The sequence below is a fragment of the Vibrio paucivorans genome (assembly GCF_054053395.1).
The window spans coordinates 1,731,264-1,750,563 of record NZ_CM133230.1; the positions used below are offsets into that span (position 1 = coordinate 1,731,264).

Annotated in this window: 15 protein-coding genes and 2 pseudogenes; 7 read left to right on the plus strand and 10 right to left on the minus strand. The window is 45.3% G+C overall.

Features of this window, described 5'->3' with window-relative positions; all coding sequences use genetic code 11:
- Positions 1–51: 51 nt before the first annotated feature.
- The 4 genes from ACXABW_RS08005 to ACXABW_RS08020 all read left to right on the plus strand — a co-directional run bounded on the left by ACXABW_RS08005 (position 52) and on the right by ACXABW_RS08020 (position 4,154).
- Complete coding sequence (locus ACXABW_RS08005; RefSeq protein WP_457522050.1) at positions 52–1,068, plus strand: ester cyclase; 1,017 nt, start codon at positions 52–54, stop codon at positions 1,066–1,068.
- A gap of 50 nt (positions 1,069–1,118) precedes the next feature.
- The gene (locus ACXABW_RS08010) at positions 1,119–2,333 is read left to right on the plus strand and encodes an ABC transporter substrate-binding protein (RefSeq protein ID WP_457522052.1); all 1,215 of its coding nucleotides are present in this window, start codon (positions 1,119–1,121) and stop codon (positions 2,331–2,333) included.
- A gap of 430 nt (positions 2,334–2,763) precedes the next feature.
- Positions 2,764–3,360 carry a tyrosine-type recombinase/integrase gene (locus tag ACXABW_RS08015; RefSeq protein ID WP_457522054.1) on the plus strand — a complete coding sequence of 199 codons (597 nt, stop codon included), beginning with the start codon at positions 2,764–2,766 and terminating at the stop codon, positions 3,358–3,360.
- Between the two features lie 209 nt (positions 3,361–3,569).
- Entirely contained in the window at positions 3,570–4,154 is a 585-nt protein-coding gene (locus ACXABW_RS08020) for an NAD(P)H-dependent oxidoreductase (protein ID WP_457522056.1), read from the plus strand.
- 210 nt (positions 4,155–4,364) lie between these two features.
- Here ACXABW_RS08020 and ACXABW_RS08025 read toward each other — a convergent pair.
- The 3 genes and pseudogenes from ACXABW_RS08025 to ACXABW_RS08035 all read right to left on the minus strand — a co-directional run.
- Positions 4,365–4,622: pseudogene (locus ACXABW_RS08025) on the minus strand (DsbA family protein); the annotation flags it as partial.
- Positions 4,623–4,704: 82 nt separating this feature from the next.
- Positions 4,705–5,271 (minus strand): carboxymuconolactone decarboxylase family protein, encoded by a 567-nt coding sequence (locus tag ACXABW_RS08030; RefSeq protein ID WP_457522058.1) that lies wholly within the window; start codon positions 5,269–5,271, stop codon positions 4,705–4,707.
- A gap of 10 nt (positions 5,272–5,281) precedes the next feature.
- On the minus strand, positions 5,282–5,866 hold the full coding sequence (locus ACXABW_RS08035; RefSeq protein ID WP_457522059.1) for an NAD(P)H-dependent oxidoreductase: 585 nt from the start codon (positions 5,864–5,866) through the stop codon (positions 5,282–5,284).
- 299 nt (positions 5,867–6,165) lie between these two features.
- Here ACXABW_RS08035 and ACXABW_RS08040 point away from each other — a divergent pair, with 299 nt between their 5' ends.
- Positions 6,166–7,368 (plus strand): low temperature requirement protein A, encoded by a 1,203-nt coding sequence (locus ACXABW_RS08040; RefSeq protein ID WP_457522061.1) that lies wholly within the window; start codon positions 6,166–6,168, stop codon positions 7,366–7,368.
- Positions 7,369–7,432: 64 nt separating this feature from the next.
- Positions 7,433–8,179 (plus strand): annotated as a pseudogene (locus ACXABW_RS08045) (ion transporter).
- A gap of 284 nt (positions 8,180–8,463) precedes the next feature.
- Here the strand turns inward: ACXABW_RS08045 and ACXABW_RS08050 are convergent.
- From ACXABW_RS08050 to ACXABW_RS08075, 6 genes are all read right to left on the minus strand, one after another.
- Entirely contained in the window at positions 8,464–9,447 is a 984-nt protein-coding gene (locus tag ACXABW_RS08050; protein ID WP_457522063.1) for an ester cyclase, read from the minus strand.
- Positions 9,448–9,564: 117 nt separating this feature from the next.
- On the minus strand, positions 9,565–10,425 hold the full coding sequence (gene purU / locus ACXABW_RS08055) for a formyltetrahydrofolate deformylase (RefSeq protein ID WP_457522065.1): 861 nt from the start codon (positions 10,423–10,425) through the stop codon (positions 9,565–9,567).
- 108 nt (positions 10,426–10,533) lie between these two features.
- On the minus strand, positions 10,534–11,202 hold the full coding sequence (locus ACXABW_RS08060) for a sarcosine oxidase subunit gamma (protein WP_457522067.1): 669 nt from the start codon (positions 11,200–11,202) through the stop codon (positions 10,534–10,536).
- Positions 11,195–14,215, minus strand: coding sequence for a sarcosine oxidase subunit alpha (locus tag ACXABW_RS08065; protein ID WP_457522069.1), 3,021 nt, complete (start codon positions 14,213–14,215; stop codon positions 11,195–11,197). The genes ACXABW_RS08060 and ACXABW_RS08065 overlap by 8 nt, the downstream gene beginning before the upstream one ends.
- Positions 14,212–14,517 carry a sarcosine oxidase subunit delta gene (locus ACXABW_RS08070; RefSeq protein WP_457522070.1) on the minus strand — a complete coding sequence of 102 codons (306 nt, stop codon included), beginning with the start codon at positions 14,515–14,517 and terminating at the stop codon, positions 14,212–14,214. The genes ACXABW_RS08065 and ACXABW_RS08070 overlap by 4 nt, the downstream gene beginning before the upstream one ends.
- Before the next feature lie 18 nt (positions 14,518–14,535).
- Positions 14,536–15,786: a sarcosine oxidase subunit beta family protein gene (locus tag ACXABW_RS08075; protein ID WP_457522072.1), complete on the minus strand. Its 1,251-nt coding sequence runs from the start codon at positions 15,784–15,786 to the stop codon at positions 14,536–14,538.
- Positions 15,787–16,197: 411 nt separating this feature from the next.
- Here ACXABW_RS08075 and ACXABW_RS08080 point away from each other — a divergent pair, with 411 nt between their 5' ends.
- On the plus strand, positions 16,198–17,229 hold the full coding sequence (locus tag ACXABW_RS08080; RefSeq protein ID WP_457522074.1) for a GlxA family transcriptional regulator: 1,032 nt from the start codon (positions 16,198–16,200) through the stop codon (positions 17,227–17,229).
- Positions 17,230–17,674: 445 nt separating this feature from the next.
- Here the strand turns inward: ACXABW_RS08080 and ACXABW_RS08085 are convergent, their stop codons facing one another.
- Complete coding sequence (locus tag ACXABW_RS08085; protein WP_457522076.1) at positions 17,675–19,288, minus strand: polysaccharide lyase 6 family protein; 1,614 nt, start codon at positions 19,286–19,288, stop codon at positions 17,675–17,677.
- Positions 19,289–19,300: the final 12 nt, after the last annotated feature.

Genomic DNA, 19,300 nt, shown 5'->3' on the forward strand with positions numbered 1-19,300 from the left:
GGCTTTCGAGTCACCTTTTCTATGTCTATCACTACAGAATAAGGAAACGTTATGACGTACTTAGAGCGTTGCAAATCCCTAATAGCCGAACTCAATCAGAGCATGTATGACTTCGATCTCGCGAGTGTCGCTCAAGAACTCGAACAGCTCGTCAGCGACGATGCCCTACTTCAATACGCATTCCCGTTCGAAACCTTGTCAAACAAAACTGCGCTTGTTGAAGACCTGTACCAACCTTTGCTTAACGCCATTCCTGACCTCGAAAAACGCACTTACATTTCAATGGCGGGTGAAGTCAACGGTAAGCAATGGGTTGGCTGCGCAGGTTACTACACTGGCACGTTTCTTTCTCCTTGGCTTGATATCCCGCCGACAGGCCATCAAGTATCGATGCGATTCCACGAGTTCTATCGATTCGAAGGTGACCAAGTCGTAGAAATTCAATCCTTATGGGATATTCCAGAACTCATGAAGCAAGCCAATGCGTGGCCTATGTCTCCAAGCTTAGGTCGCGAATGGCACCCACCCGCGCCTGCACATAGCGACGGCTTGGTCCAAAGCTCCAATACTGGCGTCTCGGATCAAAGCTTAAAAATCGTCGAAGACATGCTAAATGGTCTATCCAAGCATGCCGAAGGCGGGGTTGAAGCAATGAACCTAGAGCAATATTGGCACCCGAAATCCAGCTGGTATGGCCCTTCAGGCATTGGTACAGGTAGAGGTATTGCAGGCTTTAGAAACTGGCACCAAATTCCATTTTTGAACGCTATGCCGGATCGCCATTCACCTAAAGCGCAGGGCAACCTATTTGCTGAACAAAATTACGTGGCCTTTACAGCCTGGCCGGGAATGGCAATGACTTTATCTGGTGGCGGTTGGTTGGGAATCGCTCCATCTAATCAAGAGCTGACCATGCGCAGCCTAGATTTCTGGCGCGTAGAAGGTTCAAAAATCAGAGAAAACTGGGTACTCGTAGATCTGTTACACGTATATGACCAGCTTGGCGTGGATGTGCTAGCAAGAATGCGCGAGTTAAACAAAGCACGTTATGGCCAATTCGAACGCTAACTCACCCTACCCCCATTAATAAAACAATAAGACATAAAAAAGGACATGAAATGTTGAATAAAAAACTCAGCGGTATTGCGCTTGCCTTATCGCTATTCGCTCCGGCTGCTATGGCAAGTTGTGATTTTGAAAGTGACATGGAAATCAAATCGTTCACGGCAAGCTTTGAAGCGTGGAAGGTCGTCACCGCAGAAATGAGCAAATGCCACAATCTGAGAGCGGAACTGGATAATCAAGCCGACCTCAAGCAACCTGCGGCTTTTGCTGTTAATCCATCCCTATATCATATTGCTGGTGTAGCAAGCTCTACCATCGTCTCACTACTTAACGATAACAGTATTCGTCCCTTAGATGATCTGGTAGAAAAGTACGGGCAAGACCTACTGCCAAGTCAGTTAATCAAAATTGACGGAAAGATCATGGCCATTGGCATGATGATCAATACGCAACACCTTGTTTACCGAAAAGACATCTTAGACGAGCTACAAATTGAGACGCCAACTTCTTACGACGAGGTACTCGCGGCGGCAGAAATCATTCGCGAAAAAGGCGGAATGAAATACCCAATTACGGCGGGTTATAAAACAGGCTGGACGCTGGGGTTAGAGTTCGCCAACATGTACATCAGCTACGGCGGTCAATTCTTCGAAAACGGCAACACGGCCAGTATCAACAATGAAAAAGCAGTCAAAACCTTAGAGATGCTTAAAGCACTGACTGAATACATGGATCCAGAATACCTGACCGCTGACACGACAGTTGTGCAAAAGCAACTTCAGCAAGACAAAGCCGCGATGGCGAACCTTTGGAACTCGCGAGCTTCATCGGTTGATGATCCTAAAGAGTCTTTAGTGGCTGGAAAAATGGGCTTTGCTGCCGCACCTTCTGCCGTTCCAGGCGGAAAGCCAGCAGCAACCCTATGGTGGGATGGCTTCACGATCGCATCTAACATTTCTGATGAGGAAGCAGAAAACGCCTTTCGAGTCGCGTTATCTGGGCTTAACGCTGAAATGGCAAACAGCAACCAAGATACGGCAACGTGGATAATCAAAGGTTCAGAGCCAGGCCCTTACGCTAAAGGGGCTATCGACAATGCAAAAGCAGGTACCCCTGCCTACCCTGCAACCGCTCAGCTAGGGATTTTGCTGTCATCGGCTGGAAACGCTATCCCGGATTACCTGCTAGGCAAGAGTACGGCAGAAGATACGTTAAAAGAAGTCGTCTCTAAGTACAACGTCACCGCAAAAGAGTTGGGGCTAATGTAAGCCACAGAAAGGTATCAAGCACACAATTGCTTTAACTACCAAGGCGGCGAGTGAATACTGTTTCACTCGCCGCCTTTTCATTTACTTAGTGGTATTTAAAGCGGTGCTAACGGACAAAATGACAAACGTGCGCGTATAACTACAATCATTACGCCTTGTGGCTGCCACGGACAAGTCCCTCGAAAATGAATTTAAGAGCGGAATTGAACATGGATTCGAGATAATGCGGATAGAGATGAAGAGGTGGTATTCAATATTGAGCTAACTGATGTGGCTAGCTCAGATATGCCCCAAAGTTACTTAGCGCAACAATATTGACTTGTTTATTGCATCACTAGTGACCTACTTTTACTAATGATTAATTATACAAGCAGTTTTGCCCATTTCCTTCCAGCTACAATCGTGATGACCAAATAAGAAGGAGGTCATTATGGTGGTTTTCAACAAAACAAAACGAAGTGGCGTCAAAAAGCCTTTTCGGCTTGAGGAAATTTGGCGGATCAGAACCAGACTAGAGATTGAAAATAGTTTGATGCAGCTTGCGCTACTTAACTTAGCTATTGATAGCAAACTTAGAGCAAGTGACTTGCTCTCGCTCAGGGTTTGCGATGTATCTTCTCAAGGTAGGATATTCAGTCGTGCTAAGTATACTCAACGAAAAACAGACATTGAAGTTCAATTTGAAATAACGACAAGAACTCAACAAAGTCTAATGAAATGGATTTTGATTTCTGCTTTAGACGCCAGCGATTTTCTTTTTCCAAGCCAAAGACGAGAGCAACAACCAATTAGTTATTCGTACTATAGGTCCCTAGTCAGAAAGTGGGCATCAGATCTTGGGTTGGATTCTCATCTTTATGGTACTCACTCAATGAGGCGAACCAAAGCTACATTAGTCTATGCAAAAACGAAAAACATTCGAGTGGTGCAGCTTTTACTGGGACATACAAAGGTAGATAACACGATTCGCTATCTTGGTGTTGAACTAGAAGATGCATTATTACTTTCAGAAGACACTGATTGTTAGTTGAAAGGAGCCCTATTTCTTAGGGTTCCAATTAGCTAGTCTCTGACAGTCTGTGACCCTATATGAGTCATTCCATATACTCTTAAGAGTAGGTTACTAAAAGTATACTAATTGCAATCCAATGTCAGGTAACTAATATATACCGCAAGACACAAGAGACGAGGGTTTCATTTGTGTATCCAATCTATTTTTTTGCGGAGTAATTAGCTATGAGTAACGTTCTTATCATCAATGCCCACGAACCATCACCATTCTCAGAAGGTAAACTTAACGCTTCTTTGGTAGATAAAGCGGCGACATTATTAGAGCAGAAAGGTCATTCAGTTCGCATCGTAACCATGCAAGAGGAATGGGTCGTTGATGAACAGTTAGCGCATTTTGAGTGGGCTGATCGTGTTATTCTGCAATCCCCAGTAAACTGGATGACGATCCCTTGGTCTTTCAAAAAATATATGGATGAAGTATTCACTGCTGGTATGGGCGGCGCATTGTGTGCTTTTGATGGTCGTAGCGCAGAAGAGCCAACTAAGAACTATGGTACAGGTGGCACGCGTACTAACAGCAAATATATGCTTTCACTGACATTCAACGCACCAAAAGAATCTTTTGATGATCAAGATGAATTCTTATTCCAAGGTAAAGGTGTGGATGATTTAATGTTCCACATGCACGCTAACTTTCGTTTCTTTGGTATGTCAGCATTGCCGACTTTCGCTTGTTATGACGTGATGAAGAATGGCGATATTGAAAATGACTTTGCACGCTTTGAATCGCACCTTAATGAGCTATTTTAATTAACAAGACCAGTAGGGTTCGTTAATTACCTCTACTGAGAACTTAATTCAATTGGCGCGTAGTGCTACTATGGCGTAAGACTTAAACCAGATATTTGTGGCTTCTTTCAATGAATGAACCCCAGCTATCTGGTTTCTTGATTAGTGAGGTTGTATGAAAGCAAGAGTAGAAATAGACCCCAAAGGACGTAAGAATGTTATCAATGCCTGCTCCGCGCCAATGCTGGCGATACGGATACGTGCGTTTTTACTTTCCTCTACGCTACTGCCATATTTACGTGCAACGTGCTGACGAAGGTTTTCTCCCTCAGCAGGCATATCCGGATTGAGCTCAAAAGGTTGCCATTCAATCTCGATGCGGTCTTCAATGCCAAGCTCTTTAATAGCGGCTTGTAAGTGGTTGTAACCAATAATGCACCAAGGGCAAACGACATCACTAATAATGTCGAGTTTAATCATATTACTCATGATGATTCCTTATTAGAAAGCACTGTAGGCGTTACGCAAACAGTGCCTTGAATGGTGTTAGATTAATTACTGTAGGTTTAGATTAGCGCTCGCTAGGATGCGTCCAAGCATATTTTTGGAATGGCGCATCTGGTTCAGTATGTGCCAGTGCGTTTGTGAAGTTTGAGATAAGCTTCGCAGATAACCCCGTAAGTACTTCAAGTGCTTGACGCTTAGTGAAACCAGCATCTAGGAAGGCTTGCAGTCTTTCATCACCAATATGTCCGCGATTATCAAGTAGCTCTTTGGTAAAATCGTGCAAAGCTTGGAGCTTCGTATCTGGTATTGCTGTACCTTCGCGCAGTGCTTCAATCACTTCATCTGGCATTTTGCCTGCTTTCATCATCCATGTATGACCCGGAACGCAGTAGTGACAATTGTTCTCAAAATTTGCTGTCATGTAGACTACCTGCTGCTCTAGCGGGCTGAATGTTGTGTTCTTCATAAACAGTTCGAAAGCCGTGTTGTATGCTTCATATGTTGCGGGTGCTTCGGCAAGAACAGCATGTAGGTTTGGTAGCATGCCAAATCCTTTCAGAGACTGTTCCACCAGAGCTTTAGACTCTTCAGGTGCGGTTTCGGCGTTGTAACAAGTAAATTCAGTACTCATGGTTTTCTCCTTAGAAGTTAGCGTCTAGGTGTTCTTCAAAACGTGCGAAATCATTTTCGATGTCACCATTTTTCATTACGTCATAACACGCAAACGTTGGTAGTGCAGACATACCAAAGAAACGGAAGTTTGCGTGCATATGGAACATCAAATCATCAACACTTCGGCCTTGGAACAAGTACTCATTGTCATCATTAAATGATTCTTCCGGTGCGTTGAATGTGAAAGACAACATGTATTTTGTGTTAGTGCGAGTGCCGCCCGTACCGTAGTTCTTCTTAGGTTCTTCTGCGCTGCGACCATCAAATGCACAAAGAGAACCACCCATACCAGCAGTGAATACATCGTCCATGTATTTTTTAAATGACCATGGAATCGTCATCCAGTTAACAGGCGACTGAAGGATCACGCGGTCTGCCCATTCAAAGTGTGCCAGTTGCTCATCAACAACAATTTCATCTTGCATGGTAACAACACGAACCTCATGACCTTTTGACTCTAACGTGGTGCGAGCTTTCTCAACTAAAGCCGCATTTAGTTTGCCTTCAGAAAATGGAGATGGTTCGTGTGCGTTAATGATTAGAACGTTACTCATGATATTAACCCTTCAATATTTGGATGTTTACAGAGCGAATAATGATTTCGCTGTCTTGCGGTTTATTATGGTTACCTAGAATTAGACTACAACTAGTTAACTTTTAGTAACCACTATAAATTTCAGAAAAATTGACAGTAAGTTGATGTTTAATAGGCACTTTATTTTTTTAAGGGTTAAGGGCTGGCATAGATAAGCAGAAATAGGTTACCAAAAGGATACTACTTGAAATATCGCAGGAGGTTACAATAATAAACCACATAAACAGAATAGAGTACTAACCTGTAGGACATAACTGTATGGATTTATCCCAAAAACACCCATTGTGGCGTAAACCAAAACATCATCTTGATGCAGATAGCAGCAATGATCATGTGCATTGGATTGAGCTTTTTTACGATTTAGCCCATGTGGTATCGATTTTTGTTCTTGGGAACTTCTTAAGTCATCATCTTGGCTTTGGTGGTTTTGCCATTTTTGCTGCACTGTTTACCGTGATCTGGGTTGCCTGGTTTGACTTAAGCCTTTTTAACTCCATTTATGTCAGCACCGATGTCCAGCACCGTTACATTATGGCAGCGCAGATTATCACCATTATGATCATGTCATCAGCGATAGTGCATATTGATGGCGCTGGTTGGGCTTATTTTTCGATAGGTTACGCGATAAACCGTGCGATTATGTCGCTGCTCTATTTCAGGGCTAAAACGGTAGAAGATAATGAAACCTGCCTACCAAGTCGTATGTCTCTAAACTTTGCCATTGGCTCAGTCATTTTCTTTATTAGTGCGTTTCTTCCTGCACCATACAGCCACATGGTCTTTGCTGCCGGGATGGTGATTTTAGCGGCGTTGTATGCCGCTCCAAAAGTGGGCGTACTTTACAGCAAGCGATTCTTACCGCGCTTTGGCCATATGGCGGAACGTTTTGCACTGCTATTGCTAATCGTTGCTGGTGAGGGCTTCTTTAAGCTTGTCATCACTCTTGCAGAAAAGGGCATCGATAATGTGGTGGGTGATGTGTTTGTTAATTACGCATTTGGTGGTCTCTCTATTTTCGTTTTATGTTGGATCTATTTTGACTTTGTTGGCAATGGTAAGCCGCGTAATAATGAGTCAAAATCACTGGTTAAATGGACTATTTCTCACCTGTTCTTGATGCTTTCTGCTGTCATGATAGGTGTTGCACTGTCAGCGGAAGTGAAGATTAGCTTTATGGATCAATACCCATTCAAATATGCGTTGATTGGTTGTTTAGGCTTGGCGACATACCTGTATTGCTTGCTTCAGATTCAAAACGTGATTGAACTCCGCACGGCCCATCGTTTTGCTAATGCTAAAGTTCGTTATATTGGTATTGCGCTGTGCTTTGTGACGCTTGCTATTGTGTCGTTTGTTCCTTCAATTGTAGCCAATGTCGTATGGGGAGCAGCATTGTTCTCTCAGATCCTCATTCCTGTGAGAACTGCATTTAAAACCCTGACTGAAGAAGCTGAGCAATAGCTCGATTAAGCCCTTTTGTTTGAACCGCAGGGCAGTCGACTTTGCGGTTTACTGGATTGCCATTATGTATCGACCAAAAGTACCGGAACAAATCACAAGCTTTCAATTGGCAGTCTTAATACTGTCTTTGTTTGTTGTGGTCTCATTAACCGTTGAACTTATCTTTAAGTTACCGCCTGAAATTCTTCAGATATTGATTTACGTAGATACCTTTATCTGCATGATCTTCTTTATCGATTTTGTGCAGCAGTATCGTGCTGCGCCATCAAAGCTTGAATACATGAAATGGGGCTGGCTTGACCTTATCTCTTGTATTCCGTTAATGGAGATGAACCAGTTTGCTCGTTTGATTCGTGTGTTTCGCCTAATCCGTGCAATCAAATCTATCTCTATGATTTCTCATGCAATCAATGAGAACAAAGCGTCGACGTCACTGCATTTTATGGTGGTCACTTCATTGATGATGATGGTGTTTGGTTCGATTTATATTCTCTATCTTGAGAAGGACATGCCGGGTGCCAATATTCATACCGCTGGTGATGCGTTTTGGTGGACATTCGTCACCATCACAACGGTTGGATAAGGTGACTTTTTCCCTGTGACTCTAGAAGGGCGCATTGTTGCCATTGTTTTAATCACGACTGGCGTTGGTATGTTTGGTAGCTTTACCGCGGTTCTCGCCTCGTGGATCATGGACACTTCTAACGAGCGTAAGATGGAGGTTCAGATCTTAGAAGAGGTGCATGAGCTCAAAGCAGAGGTTCGGGAATTGAAATCAATACTAAAAAAGCAAACTGAAAGAAATGAGTAGTCTGCTATCCCGCGGCTAGACTTGCCATACTTGTAGTTATTCATGAGTTGTTAGTATTCAATTTTTCGTAACTCATTTTTGTCCAACAGTGTGTTAGAAATCAGAGCGGAGTGGATAGTGGCAACACATGGTTCAGGCAGCTTAGCATTAAGACAGTATTGACGCTTTAGACCACCTACTTATACGTGAATGAACGCCTGAATATACAAAGCCCTACTAACGTAACCATTAGAAGGGCTTTTTCTTATACACTGCTTTTCTTAGGGTTGTTTTTTGCGGATCCGCTAGCTCTGTTCGCTTTGCTGAATCAAAATCTGTTTCCAAATGGCTGTTTCATCATACAGTGCAAACTCTCGGCGTAATCCCCACGGGCCAAATTCAGCGTGGCAGATACCCATCACATACACATCAGCACCCGTTGGGGTACCAAAACCGCCCCAGCCTTCATGCTTGCCTTCCAGAGACCAACGAACAGCCGCTCTTGGAGACATCATTTCATCTTCTTGCCCCATCACGTGATGGATTTTAAATTCTGCGTTTGGAAAAGAAGCGCGAAGTTGCATCCAAAATTGATCCGCATCTCTCCATGAACGGCCAGAAACCCCACCCGGATATTCCAACATACAACCGCGATCGTATTCTCTCTCAATCACAGCCATATCAGCGTTCATGATAGAGGTTAAGATATCCGCATACTTCTTACCCCATTGATTGTCATTACCCACTCCTTTATATGGGCCTTGGCAATCGATTTTAGGCGTAAATGGCTTCACGCAATGTTCAATGCCGCCTTCCTGTTCAATCAGTTGAGCCGCATACTCTTTAGGCTTCATACCAAGTTGCCTTGCAATCGCCCCTTGGTCACGAACAAGCCATTCATCATTGATCTGGTTATTCATCGCATGGCAATCCGCCAGAATACGATATTCAAGCTTCTTTCCTGTTGCTTCTCCGTAAGCACCATCGCCCGTGTGCGTTGCCGTCGAAAGAAGACGGTGTGATGACAATAGCCCTTCTTCCGGAGTTCCACACCAAATCACATCTTCGGGTAGCAGTTCACGATCCGGAAATTCAGCCAAAGTCGCCATTGTCGCGCCAATAACATTGCTGTTTCCCTTCACGATAGAAGCCGGTGAACGAACTAAGATGTCAGGTGCGTAGTAGTGATCGAGCGTATGTATGCATCGGTCTTCCCAAATCTCTTTTGTTATTCCTATGATGTAATCTGGAAAGTCTTTCCATTTTGGATCAAACCCAGCCAACGACATTGTTATTCCCCTGTTCTATTTATCTATAATTGCTTTCTAAATTCCGTTTGAATACGTATCCAATATACGTTCGAAAGTCGTTATGTCAAAGTGCGCGGTCACAGTTTTGAACGTGAGCTAAGAACGCTCAAAGACCACGGTTTTGTCTTTGAACATGAACACGCGTTTTTCAACGTGATATTGGATAGCTCGGCCCAGTGTGAGTGATTCAACATCCAGCCCTTTTCTAGCCAAGTCTTCTGGGTAATAGGTGTGATCAACCGTTTCTAACCCTTGGGTAATGATCGGCCCTTCATCCAGATCGTCACTCACGTAGTGCGCGGTTGCACCCACCAGCTTAACGCCTTTGTTGTAGGCTTGGTGGTAAGGCTTCGCGCCTTTAAAACCCGGCAGTAGAGAGTGATGAATATTGATTGCTTTGCCAGACCATCGGCTGCACATATCGTGCGAAAGAACCTGCATGTATCGAGCAAGTACCAGCAGTTCACAGTCGGCCTCATCCAGCACTGCTTGCACCAACGCTTCTTGTTGAGGTTTGGTTTCTGCCGAAATCGGAAAATGGTGATAAGGAATATCGTGCCATTCGACCAGTGATTGCAGATCTGGGTGATTGGATATCACCGCTTTGATATCGACTTTCAGGTTACCCGTGCGGTAGCGATAAAGCAGATCATTCAAGCAGTGATCGTATTTAGACACCATGATCACTACTTTTGGTCGGTAATCGGAAGGGGTTAACTCCCACTCCATATCAAACTCTGTAGCTCGCGCTGAAAAGTCCGAGTCAAATGATACTCGATTGAGCTCTTGACCACTTTGCACACTGAACACAGCGCGAATAAAGAAACGTTCGTTTAGCGCATCGTCAAATGAGTTCAACTCTTTGATGTAGCATCCAAACTCGAGTAAAAATCGTGTGACTACATCGACTGTCCCTGCGCGACTTGGGCAGCTAGCCGTTAAAATATAGGTTTTCATCTTTTTCCTAACGCCGTATTAACCAGTTCTTATGTTCCATTTGTCATGCTGTGTCCGAGAGCAGACTACAGCATGACTCTACACCTTCTATTTTAAGGAGATTGGACGTTAACGCTTCAATGCGACGCCATATTCTTGACCGGCATCCACTAACCAACTCCAAAGGTAATCAGCGAAGCTGCGGCGCAAGATAAGTTCAAACGACTGCTCTCCAGTTCGGCGCAATTGAATTTGAGATTTCGCAAAGGCAGTACCCACTATTTTGCCGATAGGAAAATGCTTGATATTCACATCGTAAGAGATCGATTTCTTCAACACATTTTCCGCATTCGCCCCCGATAAAGAAACCAAGGTCTGGCCGCCTGTCACATCAGTAATGGCAAAGTGGCCTGATAACGTGTTGCGTAGCGCCGTTTCGATGTTCCGCGCCTGATCAGGCTTTCCAACAATGAGCCACTCATCCGGTGACTGCCAATAGACACGCAGATCTTCAAACTCGGATGTCATGCCAGCAACGAGGGGCAAACTCAGCCCTAACGCCGCTTCCACACCGTTGACAAACGTTGAGTCGGTCGCGTTGCCTCTTAGCACCAATTGGCTCATTCCCTTCTGCTCTTGAATAATAACGCTTGGCTGATCCAAAGGTTGGCGCTGCGCGTGCAAGACGTTGTTCAATTCAACGTGATGCCAAGGCGACTCAAATCGTGGCTTCCATTGCGTATTGGAAAACGTTTCATCAAGATTCTTTAGCTCTTCTAAGTCGATAACATCAGACATTTTGTCGTTCTCCCTTTGGATCATAAAATACAGAACTGGTGATCTCAGCTTCGATGGTGCGGCCATCCGCAAGTGGAAAATAGACTTTATCCCCCACGCTCGACAGGCCGCCTTTGATAACGCCTAGCGCAATCGAACGCTCAAGATTGGCACTAAAGTAACTCGAAGTAACGTGCCCCACCATGGTCATAGGAATCGATTCATTTGGGTCGAGAACCGCTTGTGCCCCCTCTGGGAGTACTTGTGTTGGATCCGTCGTGAGTAATCCGACGAACTGTTTGCGGTCTGTACGCAGGTTATCCTCTCGCGTCCATGAACGTTTACCCAAATAGCTAAACGGTTTGGTCTTCCCAACAATCCAGTCCATGTCCATGTCTTGTGGGGTCACAGAGCCATCTGTGTCTTGTCCGGCAATAATGAAGCCTTTTTCGGCACGCAGAATGTGCATGGTCTCAGTGCCATAAGGGGTAATATTGAACTCTTTACCTGCTTCAATCACTTGCTCCCAAACGTGTAATCCGTAGTTTGCTTGAACATTGATTTCAAAAGACAATTCACCCGTAAAACTGATTCTGAATATACGCGCTTCGACACCCGCAACGTTGAGTGTTTGCCAGCTCATATAAGGGAAGCTTTCATTAGACACATCGTGGCCATCGACTAACTTCTCTAGCACTTTACGGCTATTGGGACCTGAAATCGTCATGGTTGACCATTGGTCTGTCACACTAGAGAAATACACTTCTAGCTCTGGCCACTCGGTTTGGTGCCAAAGTTCAAGCCATTCAAGAACGCCCGCCGCACCACCTGTCGTAGTGGTCATGATGAAGTGATTGTCGTTGATGCAGGAGGTCACACCGTCATCGAAGATCATGCCATCTTCTTTACACATCACTCCGTATCGGCAGCGGCCCGGTGCTAACTTACTCCAAGGATTGGTGTATACACGGTTGAGAAATTCACGCGCGTCTTTACCTTGAATATCGATTTTCCCTAGCGTAGAGGCATCCAATATCCCAACACTTTGACGCGTGGCTAAACATTCTCGGTTGAGCGTTTCCTGCATGGTTTCGCCCTCTTTAGGGAAATACCATGGTCGCTTCCACTGTCCGACATCCTCAAACATTGCACCATGCTGAATGTGCCATAAATGCATGGCCGTAAAGCGCGCTGGGTCAAACCGCTGGCCTGCATCACGTCCGGCTAGCGCACCAAAGGTCACTGGCGTGTACATAGGGCGGAAAATCGTCGTGCCTGTTTGCTCGATGGTCTGATTCATCGATTTAGCCGCAATAGCCATACCGTTGATGTTAGATGTTTTCCCTTGATCAGTACCAAAGCCCATCGCGGTGTAGCGTTTCACATGTTCAATCGATTCAAAACCTTCACGAGTAGCCAGCTCTATCCCAGCCGCGGTTACGTCATTTTGAAAATCGACGAATTGCTTTGGGGCTTGGCTCGTTGGTTTGGTATGCGGAACGTGATACAGCGCCATAGCTGGAGATTCTATTGGGTCATTCGCAAGTGGTGTCGAAAAATGCGATTCCACGAGCATGCCGCCTTCGGCTTCACCGGCAATAAGCCCTGCTCCCGCCCCTTCCGCTAATGTATCGGTAAGGTTATAAGTACCCACGATGCCACCAGCGTTATAGTGATTCTGTGTTGGCGTTCCTGGAACAAATCCTGCGATGTCATCTCGCCATACTGGCTTACTGCCGGTATGACACGAAAGGTGGACGACTGGACTCCAGCCACCGGAACTGGCAACGGTGTCACACACTAGCATTTCGGTCTGGCCAATGACTTCACTGCCATCAGGACTAATCCGAGCAACATCTACGCAGTTGACTCGCTTAGTGCCTTTGGCTTCCACCACAGCATACCCAAACATCACACGGATACCCAGTTCACGTGCAAGTGCAGGGAGATCGCCATCGCTCGACGTGCGTGTATCCACAATGGCGACGACATCTCGACCAGCACGATGCCAATGAATCGCAGCATTGTAGGCGTGATCGTTGGTCGCCATGAGCACCAGCTTCTCTCCTGGTATCACCGCATAGCGCTGAATATACGTAGAGACCGCCGATGCGAGCATACAACCTGGCAAATCGTTATTGGCAAAAACCAACGGGCGCTCTAGTGCTCCTGTCGCAAGCACAACTCGCTTAGCACGAATGCGATGCAAGCGTTGACGTGCTCCCGGAACGGATTCCCCAAGATGATCGGTACGCCTTTCTACTGCCCCGATAAAGTTATTATCGTAATAGCCAAATGCCGTTGTTCTTGGCAACAAGGTGAAATCAGGGTCTGCATAAAGTGCTTCTAACGTTTCGCTTACCCACTTGGTCGCGGGCTTATTATCCAGTGTTAATGTCGTTGAGAGCAGTGAGCCGCCAAACTCATTTTGCTCATCGACGAGCATCACTCGAAGGCCAGAGCCGCACAGAGCTTTCGCCGCCGCTAATCCCGCAGCACCACCACCGACAATAAGCACTTCACAGTGGTGATTCATTTTGTCATAGCTGTCGGGATCAACCTCTGTTGGCACTTTGCCTAATCCCGCCGCTTTACGAATGTATTTCTCATACGTTGGCCACAAACTCTGAGGCTGCATAAAGGTTTTGTAATAGAAACCCGGTGGCATCATAGACGATGCAACTTTACCAAATGCGCCCATCAAATCATGATTGGTACTTGGCCAACCCGCCACAGAACTGGCCTGTAGATTTTGATAAAGCTCCGCTTGAGTCGCACGAATGTTTGGAATTGTCGTACTGCCATTGCTGCCCACTTGCAAGATAGCGTTAGGCTCTTCTGTGCCCGAGCCGAGAATGCCCCTTGGACGAGAGTATTTGAAGCTTCGGCCTACCACGTCAACGCCATTGGCAATCAATGCTGAGGCGATAGTATCCCCCTGAAAGCCTTCGTAGCGTTGACCATTAAAGGTAAATTGAATGCGTGCTTGACGATCGAGTCGTCCGCCATTGTTGAGTCGATTGATTTGGCTCATCCTTGTATCTCCTCACCGTCTTTTCTGTTTGAAGGAGCGTGCTCACCCATCTTATAAACATGTTCAATTTTGTAGGTCACGGTGTTGCGGCTGACATTAAAGAACTTGCGACACCCCGTTGCGTGGAACCACATTTCTTGATGGGTACCTTTGGTGTTTTTTCGATGAAATAGGTAGTGTCCCCACTCTTGGTCGTTGAGTGCTTCAGGCTCCATTGGTCGCTCAATATGTGCTTCACCGCTGTAGTGAAACTCTTCTTCTTCACGTAATTCGCCACAGTAAGGGCAATAGATCTGCAACATAACTTTCTCCTTCCTGTGTTAATGCGCAACGCCCGCAGCACCATGCTCATCGATAAGATGGCCTGTGACAAAACGGTCGATGTTGAATGGCTTAGCCAACGGATGAGGCTCATTATTGGCAATGGTATGAGCAAACACGTGGCCCGAGCCTGGTGTGGCTTTGAATCCACCCGTACCCCACCCACAGTTGAAATAGAGCCCATCAATGTGAGTCTTACTGATGATTGGACAAGCATCTGGCGTGGTATCTACAATGCCGCCCCAATGGCGATTCAAACGAACTCGACTTACAATAGGGAACATCTCAATAATGGCGGCAATGGTGTGTTCAATTATAGGGAATGAGCCTCGCTGACCATAACCAAGATAACCATCAATACCTGCGCCAATAACAAGATCGCCTTTGTCTGATTGGCTCATGTAGCCGTGTACATGATTGGACATCACCACCGTGTCTAAGCATGGCTTCAATGGTTCTGACACCATTGCCTGTAACGGGTGAGATTCAAGAGGCAGGCTCATGCCCACCATTTTCGCCAGTTCGCCTGAGTTACCCGCAGCAACACAAGCCACTTTTTTCGCGCCAATGAAGCCGTTTTTTGTTTCAACGCCTTGGACTTTTCCATCAATGACGCGAATACCGGTGACTTCATTTTGCTGAATCAAGTCAACACCAAGCTGATCCGCAGCACGAGCGTATCCCCATGCCACAGCATCATGACGCGCCGTACCACCACGAGGTTGCCAGCTAGCTCCAAGCACTGGGTAACGAGCATCAGTAGAACAATTGAGGATCGGTACTAAGTCTTGCACCTCCGCGGTGTTAAGTACCTCACTATCAATACCATTAAGGCGGTTAGCACTCACTCGACGTTCAATATCACGCATGTCTTGCAAAGTATGCCCTAAGTTCAAAACGCCACGCTGACTGAACATCATGTTGTAGTTGAGATCCAAAGAGAGCCCTTCCCACAATTTCATCGAGTGTTCATATAAGTGCGCCGCTTCATCCCACAAGTAGTTGGAGCGCACAATCGTGGTGTTACGCGCGGTATTACCGCCACCCAAGTATCCTTTTTCCACCACAGCAACATTGGTGATGCCGTGTACTTTTGCTAAGTAATACGCGGTAGCCAAACCATGACCACCGCCGCCGATGATCACAACGTCATACACTTTCTTCGGCGTAGGGTTACGCCATACACGTTGCCAATTTTCATGGTGAGTTAAGGCGTGTTTAAACAGCCCAAATCCTGAGTAGTTGTTCATTTTTTACCTTCCGTAGAACGAAACTGAGACGGTTTCGACATAGGTTTGATACTGTTAGTTAATCCAATACTGCTAACTAATTAGAAAGCTGCGTTCGTTATCAACTAATGAACACCAACCCTTGTAACAACCTTGTTAAATTAACAACGACATTACCGACATTTCACTCAAAGGGCGTTTCTGACTGCGGCAATAAATGATAATTTTGCGACAATTTCTTCAACACACCACACAAGAATTCACCAATAAAATAGAGGTAAGATTATGATTAATAATAGTTTACTCCAGATATAAAGGATTTTGACGACTTAGATCTAACTCGAAGAAAAGCAGTGTTTACGACACGTTGAACTCTCATTAATATCGATACATGCCAATAACAATCATGTCGACACTTGCGAGCACCCTTTTATGAGAAAAGAACGACAGTTCACGCCTTCATTACGTACTCACAATCGATCTTTTCTTCCCTCTCAGCACTCCGAGGTCATGCCGATAAACGCGGTGTTTGTTTTATTAGAAAACTTTTCACTGGTTTCATTTACCAGCGCGGCAGACGCACTTGTCACGGCCAATTTAGTGACGACCTCACCGATATATCACGTTTCAACCATCAGTATCGACGACGTCTCCGTCACCAGTGATTTAGGCATAAAGATAGAAGCAGATAGAACACTGGATGATTTATCGAAATCAGAGCACATCGATTTACTCATTGTCTGCGGAGGCTACCGAAGTCAGCTTAATGAACGCCCTAATCTGTCGAGAAAAATCAATCAGGTCATCCATCGCAATGGGCTCATTGGCGGGTTGTGGAATGGGACGATCGCGTTAGCGCACGCCGGAGCAATCAATAATGCACAGTGCAGCCTTCACCCCGATAATCACGCTTATATGAAAGAGCATTTTCCAGACAGTAATGTCAGTGACTTAGCGTATAGGATTGATAAACAGGTATGCACCTCGGCAGGCACGAGTAGCTCACTAGAAATGATGCTTGAACTAATAAAGCAGCAGCAAGGTACGGAAATAGAAGAAGCGATCAGAGATATTTTAGCGTGTGATCGAGCCAACTACTCTCAAGAAGTAACGAAACTCCAAGACATGGTTGACCCTTCTACGCCGGATGTGGTGAAAAACGCTATTCAATTGATGATAAGCAACACCGAAGATCCACTGTCGATTGATGAGCTAGCATTCAAACTTGGTACATCGAGGCGCCGATTAGAACGGCTATTTCAAGCTTCTATGCAGGTGTCGCCTTCTCGATATTATCTAGAGCTGAGATTAACGAGCGCTAGACAGTTGCTGCTTCAATCAAATGTTCCTATCGCAGACATCGCGACCGCCTCTGGGTTTACTAACAGTAACTATTTCAGTCGATGCTTTAAGGAGTACTTTTCCGTTTCTCCTCTTGCGCTTCGACACAAGCATCGTCGATAAATAGCCACAATCGGGAGTCACATGGAGTAACACAAGCCCGTATACAAGCTTTAAAAAGGTAAGTGTCATGATGAAAGGTGTCTCACCGCTCTTATCGGCTTTTTACATCCTCCTTTGTTGATCATATTTCTCTTAATTTACTTACCTAGAGCCTGTTCTTATTGCCAATACCCCTAAGCTAATGACCTACCTAGCAAATCAACCACTGTCCAAGTGCGTGAGCTGCTCGAAAAATATCTGCCATCTAATCACTAGATGGCAGTACGGAACTTCTGAACTAACGAATAGTAGGCAACAGTCCAAAACCCTTAGCGACTTCAAAAGTCGATCGAAATACTCTCATCTCGGCTAACGCTACTGCAGTACCTATCGCCGAAGTGACATCCTATGAAGTAAGAAAACCAGCAAACAATGCTGGCTTTAATAGGTCGACTCTTTTCGCTATCTACTGAATCGCATTGACAATACGATAATCAGGGCCCGCTGTATCAGCGGTTACAACCCTAAGCTCTGAAGCATCAGCACCTACCTGCTTGTATTGATTCATCCCATTCACCTCGGTCATTTCAGGAAGTGTTATGGAGAAACCATCAATCATTTCTGAACCTATAACACTGCCAAAATAATGCTCGTTCTTGTATGTTGCCCCAACTAAAGGGAAATCTTCAGCGGCTCTTACACTCACAAAGGCTGGTGTATGAGAATTGTCTACGACATTGCTTTTAAATGAAATATCAACACCCGCGTAAATACCTTCAACTTCTGCGTTGTCAAACAAACTCACTCGGTGACTTTGGTTGCCGTAAACAATCCCCCATTCAGTATCGACCAAGGAGTTGTTTTTTACCGTAATATTCTTAGGTGTCCATTGTTTATTGAGCTCTTTACCTTTCACGGCTTGAGCAAGCTGTTCGCCATTTGCGACATCAATAATGCCAGTATTGATTACGATACCACCGCGCAGGTCCGCATTGCCTTCTATGACACCATCGCGACCTCGCGTGTTACTGATGTAGTTGTTTCTGATGATATGGTCTTCATCGTAAATACGAATCCCGCCAGTTAATCGTTTCTCGTTTCCTAAAATCACGTTGTTTTCAACAACGTTCGCTTTGCCGTGACGTAATGAAATCAACGAGGCACTTTGAAATATGGTATTCCCCGCAATCACGTTGCTACCCGATTTGATAGAGATCAGCTCACGCTCACCGTCCATATCGATCATCAAATTGTTAACGAATTGAGAGCTAGAGTCCCATTGTGACGATTTTGAATCACCAATACGAATAGCTTCCCAACTATTGCCGTTATAACGAATCGCCTCTTTTATATCGAACTCATTAAACTGGTTAGGTTTTTGATCTAAAAAGATATTGTTCGCGATTAAGTGGTTGTCTGGTTGGTCGTCTTTCTGCACGCCAATTAAAGTGCCGCGCTTTTGCTTGCCCTCAAAGCGGTTGTTAACCACTTTGCCTTCCTTACCCCAAAGTGAGACCCATAAGTACTTCGGATACTCCAAACGACGCTCATCGGGCTCGTAGGCATAGTCGTGATTGAAATAGTAAAACGTCGAATTTTGTAACGTGTTACGGTTGCCCATCATGCGTACCCCGCCGAAACGTTCATTTGGGCCGCCTTCGGTAAACACCAAACCATCGAGAGTAATATCATTTCCTTTCAGCTCAAATTGAACTAACCCCGTTAGCCAAACTTCCCCCGCGGTTTTAGCTTTGATGGTGACGTTATCGGCGGTAACGGTAATTTGACCAAGTGATGGGTATCGCCCGGAAGCGATTTCGATTATGTCACCGCTCTGAGCATTGGTAAGCTGCTCTCGCAAAGTCGCCACTTCACTGTCAGAAGCTTCCGTCAGTGATGTTCTATCGACTGTAGAATGTCGGTCGGTAGCTAGTAAATCAGCTCTATTAAGCTGACTGACGACAATATTCGACTGCGCCTTGGTTTGCTCATCGGTATTAGCGGCAGATTGGTAACCACAGCCCATTGAAGCTAATGCAAGTGCACTGGCAACTGCCATTGATAATAAGTTCTTTTTCATCGTAATTTACCC